Source organism: Streptomyces sp. SID3212, from assembly GCF_009865405.1.
Classification (GTDB): Bacteria; Actinomycetota; Actinomycetes; order Streptomycetales; family Streptomycetaceae; genus Streptomyces.
Genome location: NZ_WWJY01000908.1, coordinates 1 through 5,707 on the forward strand (window position 1 = coordinate 1; position 5,707 = coordinate 5,707).

A 5,707-nucleotide genomic window follows, 5' to 3' on the forward strand; every position below is an offset into this window, starting at 1 on the left:
GCGCGTCCGCGCCCCCGACCGGCGCGCCCAGCTCCTCCGTACCGTCGGGGCGCACGAGCACGTACCGCGCCACCCCGTCCGGATCCGTCTCGGCGAGGTCCACCGGGACGTTGTCCAGCCATTCGTTCGCGAACAGCAGCCCGACGACCCCCGCCGGGGGCTCGGCGCACCACTCCACGCGCGGGTCGAGCCCCGGGGGCCGGGGGGCGCGCTCCACGGCGTACGGATGCACGATCAGGGCGTCCGGGACCGCCGCGAGCACACCGGTCAGCAACTCACCACGCCCCGCGCCCATGTCGACGAACGCCACCTCGTCCGTCCCCAGCGCCCGGGCGGTGGCGGTCAGCAGCCGGGCGACGGCCGCCGCGAAGAGCGGGGAGGCATGCACCGACGTGCGGAAATGACCGGCCGGGCCCTCCGGCCGCAGATAGAAGCCCCCGGGCCCGTACAGCGCGCGCTCCGCCGCCGCCCGCCACCCCTCGGCCCGCGGGCCGTTCGGCCGGCCGGCCGGGGGCTCGTCCGGGCGGACGCGCGCCCCCCGGCCCTTCCCGTTGTCATCCGTCACGGCGTCAAGTCTCCACCTTGGGGAGTACGCTTCCGCCGACCGGATCGACCCTCCGGTTGACCCCTCCGCCTTCTCCGCCTCCCTACGCTGGATAACGTGCAGCGCTTCTACGACTTCCTCCGCAGACACCCCACGGGCGTCGACACCTTCTTGGCTGTCATGCTCCTCGGGGTGTCTTTGCTGTGGGCGGTCACCGCGGTGAACGGGGTCGGGCCCCGGCTGCGGGCCATCGGCATAGTCGTGCTGCTCAGCCTGGTGGTCGCGCTGCGCCGCCGGGTCCCGGCCCGGATGCTGCTGCTCGTCGTCGCGCTGGGCGTGGCCCAGCTCGCGCTGGACGTCTCCGTCAATCCCGGCGACTTCGCGATGCTGGTGATCATCTACACCGTGGCCGCCGAGGGCGGTCCGCGCTGGGCCTCCCGGCTGGCCCTGGTCGGCGGGCTGTTCGCGGCTCCGCTCTCGCAGCTGCGCTGGCCCGTGCAGGAGGCGAGCACCTTCGGCCGGGTCTTCGCGGGTGTCGTGATGACCGTGCCGTTCGTCCTCGCCTGGGTGCTCGGCGACTCCCTCCGTACCCGCCGCGCCTACTTCGACCAGCTGGAGGAGCGTGCCACCCGGCTGGAGAAGGAGCGCGAGGCGCAGGCCAAGGTGGCGGTCGCCGCCGAGCGGGCCAGGATCGCCCGGGAGCTGCACGACGTCGTGGCGCACAACGTGTCCGTGATGGTCGTCCAGGCCGACGGCGCCGCGTACGTCCTGGACGCCGCCCCCGACCAGGCCAAACAGGCCCTGGAGACCATTTCGACCACCGGCCGCCAGGCCCTCGCCGAGATGCGCCGACTGCTCGGCGTCCTGCGGACCGGGGACACGCGGGAGGGCGGGGAGTATGTGCCCCAGCCCGACGTGGACCAGATCGAGGACCTGGTCGAGCAGGTGCGCAGGGCCGGCCTCACCGTGGACTTCAAGATCGAGGGCACCGCGCGTCCGCTGCCCAGCGGCGTCGAGCTGACCGCGTACCGGATCGTGCAGGAAGCCCTCACCAACAGCCGCAAGCACGGCGGACCCGACGTGGGCGCGAGCGTGCGGCTGGTCTACTTCGACGACGGCCTGGGCCTGCTCGTCGAGGACGACGGCCGGGGCGCCGCCCATGAGCTGTACGAGGACGGCGGCGCGGACGGCCACGGCCACGGCCTCATCGGGATGCGGGAGCGGGTCGGGATGGTCGGCGGCACGCTCGACGCCGGGCCGCGCCCCGGCGGCGGCTTCCGGATCAGCGCGCTGCTCCCGCTCAAACCGGCACACTGACATGCCCCGCGCATGAACCTCGCACGCCTGAGCCCCCACCCCACGGAGAAGGAACCCCCGATGTCGATCCGCGTCATGCTTGTCGACGACCAGATGCTCCTGCGTACCGGCTTCCGTATGGTGCTCGCCGCGCAGCCTGACATGGAGGTCGTCGCGGAGGCAGGGGACGGCGCCGAGGCGATCGAGAACCTCCGGGCCACCGCCGTGGACGTCGTGCTGATGGACGTCCGCATGCCCCGCCTCGACGGGGTGGAGGCGACGCGCCGGATCTGCGCCCAGCCCGACCCGCCCAAGGTGCTCATCCTGACCACCTTCGACCTGGACGAGTACGCGTTCTCCGGGCTCAAGGCCGGGGCCAGCGGCTTCATGCTCAAGGACGTGCCGCCGAGCGAACTGCTGAGCGCGATCCGGTCGGTGCACAGCGGCGACGCCGTGGTCGCGCCCTCCACGACACGGCGGCTGCTCGACCGGTTCGCCCCGATGCTGCCCAGCGCCGACAAGCCGCGCAACAAGCAGATGGAACGGCTGACCGAGCGGGAGCGTGAGGTGATGCTGCTCGTCGCGCAGGGGCTGTCGAACGGCGAGATCGCCGGACGGCTGGTGCTGTCGGAGGCGACCGTGAAGACCCACGTCGGCCGCATCCTCACCAAGCTCGGTCTGCGTGACCGCGTGCAGGTGGTCGTGCTCGCGTACGAGTCGGGGCTGGTACGGGCGGGCGGCGGCGGAGCCTGATCCCCGCCGGGTCTCCTGGCGGACCATCCCCGTCACCCCCACTGCCCCGTCACCTCCCTCACCCGGTCACCCGCTCCACGAAGTCCGCCACCGCCGCCTTCACGTCCTCCGCGCTCCACTCCAGGCCCGCCTCCGCCACCGTGACCTCCGTGACCGACACCCCGGGCGGTCCCGCGCCCGCCTCGCGCCACAGGCGGAACAGCGACACCTTCGTCTCCTCCGCCTGGCGCACCCCGGCCTCGTTCAGCACCTCACGGTCGTACGGCAGCCACACCTGGAACTGGTGCGTGTGCGGCGGCTCCGGATGGACGCGGAACCACGGCACCGCCGACTCCGCGAGACCCTCGGCGAGCGCCGCCGCGACCACACGCGCGTGCGCCACGTACGACGGCAGGCGCGGCAGCTCCCGCTCCAGGCCGAGCAGCGCGGACAGGGCCGCCGGGTACTGCTGGAACAGCTGGCCCCCGTAGCGGTGGCGCCACACGCGCGCCTCCGCCACCAAGGACGCGGGTCCGGCCAGCACCGCGCCCGACATCCCGCCCAGCGACTTGTAGAAGGACAGATACACGCTGTCCGCGAGCCCGGCGATCTCCGCGAGGGGCCGCCCGAAGTGGGAGGCGCACTCCCACAGGCGCGCGCCGTCGAAGTGCACCACGGCGTCCCGCTCCCGCGCCGCGTCCACCACCGCGACCAGCTCGTCCCACGAAGGCAGGACAAAACCCGCGTCCCTGAGCGGCAGTTCCAGCATGAGCGTGCCGAAGGGCTCCGCCAGGTCATGGACCTCCTCGGCGGTCGGCGGCCTCGGCTCCCGGGTCGGGTGGACCGTGCGCAGCCCGCTGACGACCGACAGCGCACCGCCTTCGTGGACCTCCGGATGCGCGAGCGGGTGGAGCGCGACCGTACGGTTTCCCGTACGCCCCGCCCAGCCGCGCAGCGCGGCCTGCTGCGCCATCGTGCCGCTCGGGAAGAACGCCGCGGCCGGGAATCCGAGCAGCGCGGCCACCCGCCGCTCCAGTTCCGCGACCACCCCGTCCCCGTAGATGTCGGGGCCCTCGTCCAGGTCGTACACCGAGCCGCCGGCCGCGACGAGGGCGGCCAGCGTCTTGCCCATGGACCGGCTCGTGAAGTCGTTGCTCAGTTTCCGCTCCGCGCCGCGCCAGGCGGCCCGCCGACGGTCCCGCTGGTCGTCGGGGGAGCCGTCCCCGCCGCCGGGGAGGCCGTCCCCCACCTCGTCGGGAGAGCTGTCCCGTACGTCCTCGGCCTGTTCGCTCGTGTCACTCATGCACCGATCATCACCCAGCCGCCGTCCGGCGCGCACAGCCCTGTGGACAACTCCGGACGGGGCCTGTGGACAACCGGGAGGCGGTCCCGGCGCTGGCGTAGCATGGCCAGAAATCGTCCGGTACCCGCCGCGGACTGGAACGGAAGGCTCCGACGCGTGAACCCAGCAGCACAGGAACCGCTCGACCCACGGGACCGCCCCGCCCGCCTCACGGTCGGCGTGGTCGGAGCCGGCCGGGTGGGCCCGGCCCTCGCCGCGGCCCTGCGCCTCGCCGGGCACCGACCGGTCGCCGTCTCCGGCGTCTCGGACGCGTCCGTGCGGCGCGCCGCCACCCTGCTCCCCGACGTCCCCGTCGTCACCCCCGCCGAAGTCCTCGCGCGCGCCGAACTGGTCCTCCTGACCGTCCCGGACGACGCGCTGCCCGCCCTGGTCCAGGGGCTCGCCGAGACCGGGGCCGTACGCCCGGGGCAACTGCTCGTCCACACCTCGGGGCGGTACGGCACCAAGGTGCTCGACCCGGCCCTGCGCGCGGGCGCCCTGCCGCTGGCCCTGCATCCGGCCATGACGTTCACCGGCACATCCGTCGACGTGCAGCGGCTGGCGGGCTGCTCGTTCGGCGTGACGGCGCCCGAGGAGCTGCGGCTGGCGGCGGAGGCGCTGGTCATCGAGATGGGCGGCGAGGCCGAGTGGATCGCGGAGGAATCCCGTCCGCTCTACCACGCGGCGCTGGCGCTGGGCGCGAACCACCTGGTCACGCTGGTCGCCCAGGCCATGGAACTGCTGAACAAGGCCGGGGTCGAGTCCCCGGACCGGATGCTGGGCCCGCTCCTCGGCGCGGCCCTCGACAACGCGCTGCGCTCCGGCGACGCGGCCCTGACCGGCCCGGTCGCACGCGGCGACGCGGGCACGGTCGCCGCCCACGTGGAGGTGTTGCGCGAGCACGCGCCGACCGCCGTCGCGGGCTACCTGGCGATGGCCCGTACGACCGCGGACCGCGCGCTCGCCCACGGCATGCTCAAGCCGGAGCTGGCGGAAGACCTCCTGGACGTCCTCGCGGACGGCGACAGCCTCGGGGACACCCGCGGAGGCGCCGACGGGGGCGCCCGATGAGCCTCGCCCCCGTCCCCTCCCGTGCGGACCTGGACCGCCTGCTGGACACCTGGCACGCCGAGCATCCCGGCCGGCGGGACGGAGTCGCGGTGGTCATGACCATGGGCGCGCTCCACGAAGGGCACGCCACGCTGATACGGGCGGCCCGCGCGCACGTCGGCCCCACCGGGTTCGTCGTGGTCACCGTCTTCGTCAACCCGCTCCAGTTCGGCGCGGGCGAGGACCTCGACCGCTACCCCCGCACCCTCGACGCCGACCTCAAGACCGCCGAACACGCGGGCGCCGACGCCGTCTTCGCCCCGTCCATGGACGAGGTGTACCCGGGCGGCGCGCCCCAGGTCAGGATCGCCGCGGGCCCCATGGGCGAGCTGCTCGAAGGCGCCTCACGGCCCGGCCACTTCGACGGCATGCTGACCGTCGTCGCCAAGCTGCTCCACCTCACCCGCCCCGACATCGCGTTCTTCGGGCAGAAGGACGCCCAGCAGCTCGCCCTGATCCGCCGCATGGCCCGCGACCTGAACTTCCCCGTCGAGATCGCCGGCGTACCGACGGTCCGTGAGGACGACGGCCTGGCCCTGTCGAGCCGTAACCGCTTCCTGTCAGGGGCGGAACGCCGTACCGCCCTCGCGCTCTCCCGCTCCCTGTTCGCGGCCCGCGACCGCCTCGGCGCCCAGCACGCGCTGCGCGCCCGCGCGGAGTGGGCGCCCGCGCCGGACGCGCGG

At 74.0% G+C, this 5,707-nt stretch carries 6 protein-coding genes; 4 read left to right on the plus strand and 2 right to left on the minus strand.

Annotation, left to right across the window (positions count from 1 at the left end; translation table 11 throughout):
* A partial coding sequence (locus GT042_RS27295) for an SAM-dependent methyltransferase (protein WP_345943940.1) occupies window positions 1-451 on the minus strand: 451 nt, incomplete at its 3' end.
* Window positions 452-661: 210 nt separating this feature from the next.
* Between GT042_RS27295 and GT042_RS27300 the strand changes: the two genes are divergently transcribed.
* Together GT042_RS27300 and GT042_RS27305 are read left to right on the plus strand one after the other, a co-directional pair.
* The gene (locus tag GT042_RS27300) at window positions 662-1,861 is read left to right on the plus strand and encodes a sensor histidine kinase (RefSeq protein ID WP_161311386.1); all 1,200 of its coding nucleotides are present in this window, start codon (window positions 662-664) and stop codon (window positions 1,859-1,861) included.
* Between the two features lie 60 nt (window positions 1,862-1,921).
* Complete coding sequence (locus GT042_RS27305; protein WP_161311390.1) at window positions 1,922-2,593, plus strand: response regulator transcription factor; 672 nt, start codon at window positions 1,922-1,924, stop codon at window positions 2,591-2,593.
* Window positions 2,594-2,651: 58 nt separating this feature from the next.
* Here the strand turns inward: GT042_RS27305 and GT042_RS27310 are convergent, their stop codons facing one another.
* On the minus strand, window positions 2,652-3,875 hold the full coding sequence (locus GT042_RS27310) for a beta-eliminating lyase-related protein (RefSeq protein WP_161311387.1): 1,224 nt from the start codon (window positions 3,873-3,875) through the stop codon (window positions 2,652-2,654).
* Between the two features lie 156 nt (window positions 3,876-4,031).
* Between GT042_RS27310 and GT042_RS27315 the strand changes: the two genes are divergently transcribed.
* Both GT042_RS27315 and panC read left to right on the plus strand, forming a co-directional pair.
* Window positions 4,032-4,985: a DUF2520 domain-containing protein gene (locus GT042_RS27315; protein WP_161311388.1), complete on the plus strand. Its 954-nt coding sequence runs from the start codon at window positions 4,032-4,034 to the stop codon at window positions 4,983-4,985.
* On the plus strand, window positions 4,982-5,707 hold a 726-nt coding region (gene panC, locus GT042_RS27320; protein ID WP_161311389.1), incomplete at its 3' end, for a pantoate--beta-alanine ligase. The genes GT042_RS27315 and panC, both read left to right, overlap by 4 nt.

Excerpts from the sequence above, each read along its gene's own strand:
- GT042_RS27310 (WP_161311387.1), bottom strand. The coding sequence starts at position 3,875 with ATGAGTGACACGAGCGAACAGGCCGAGGACGTACGGGACAGCTCTCCC.
- GT042_RS27305 (WP_161311390.1), top strand. The coding sequence starts at position 1,922 with ATGTCGATCCGCGTCATGCTTGTCGACGACCAGATGCTCCTGCGTACC.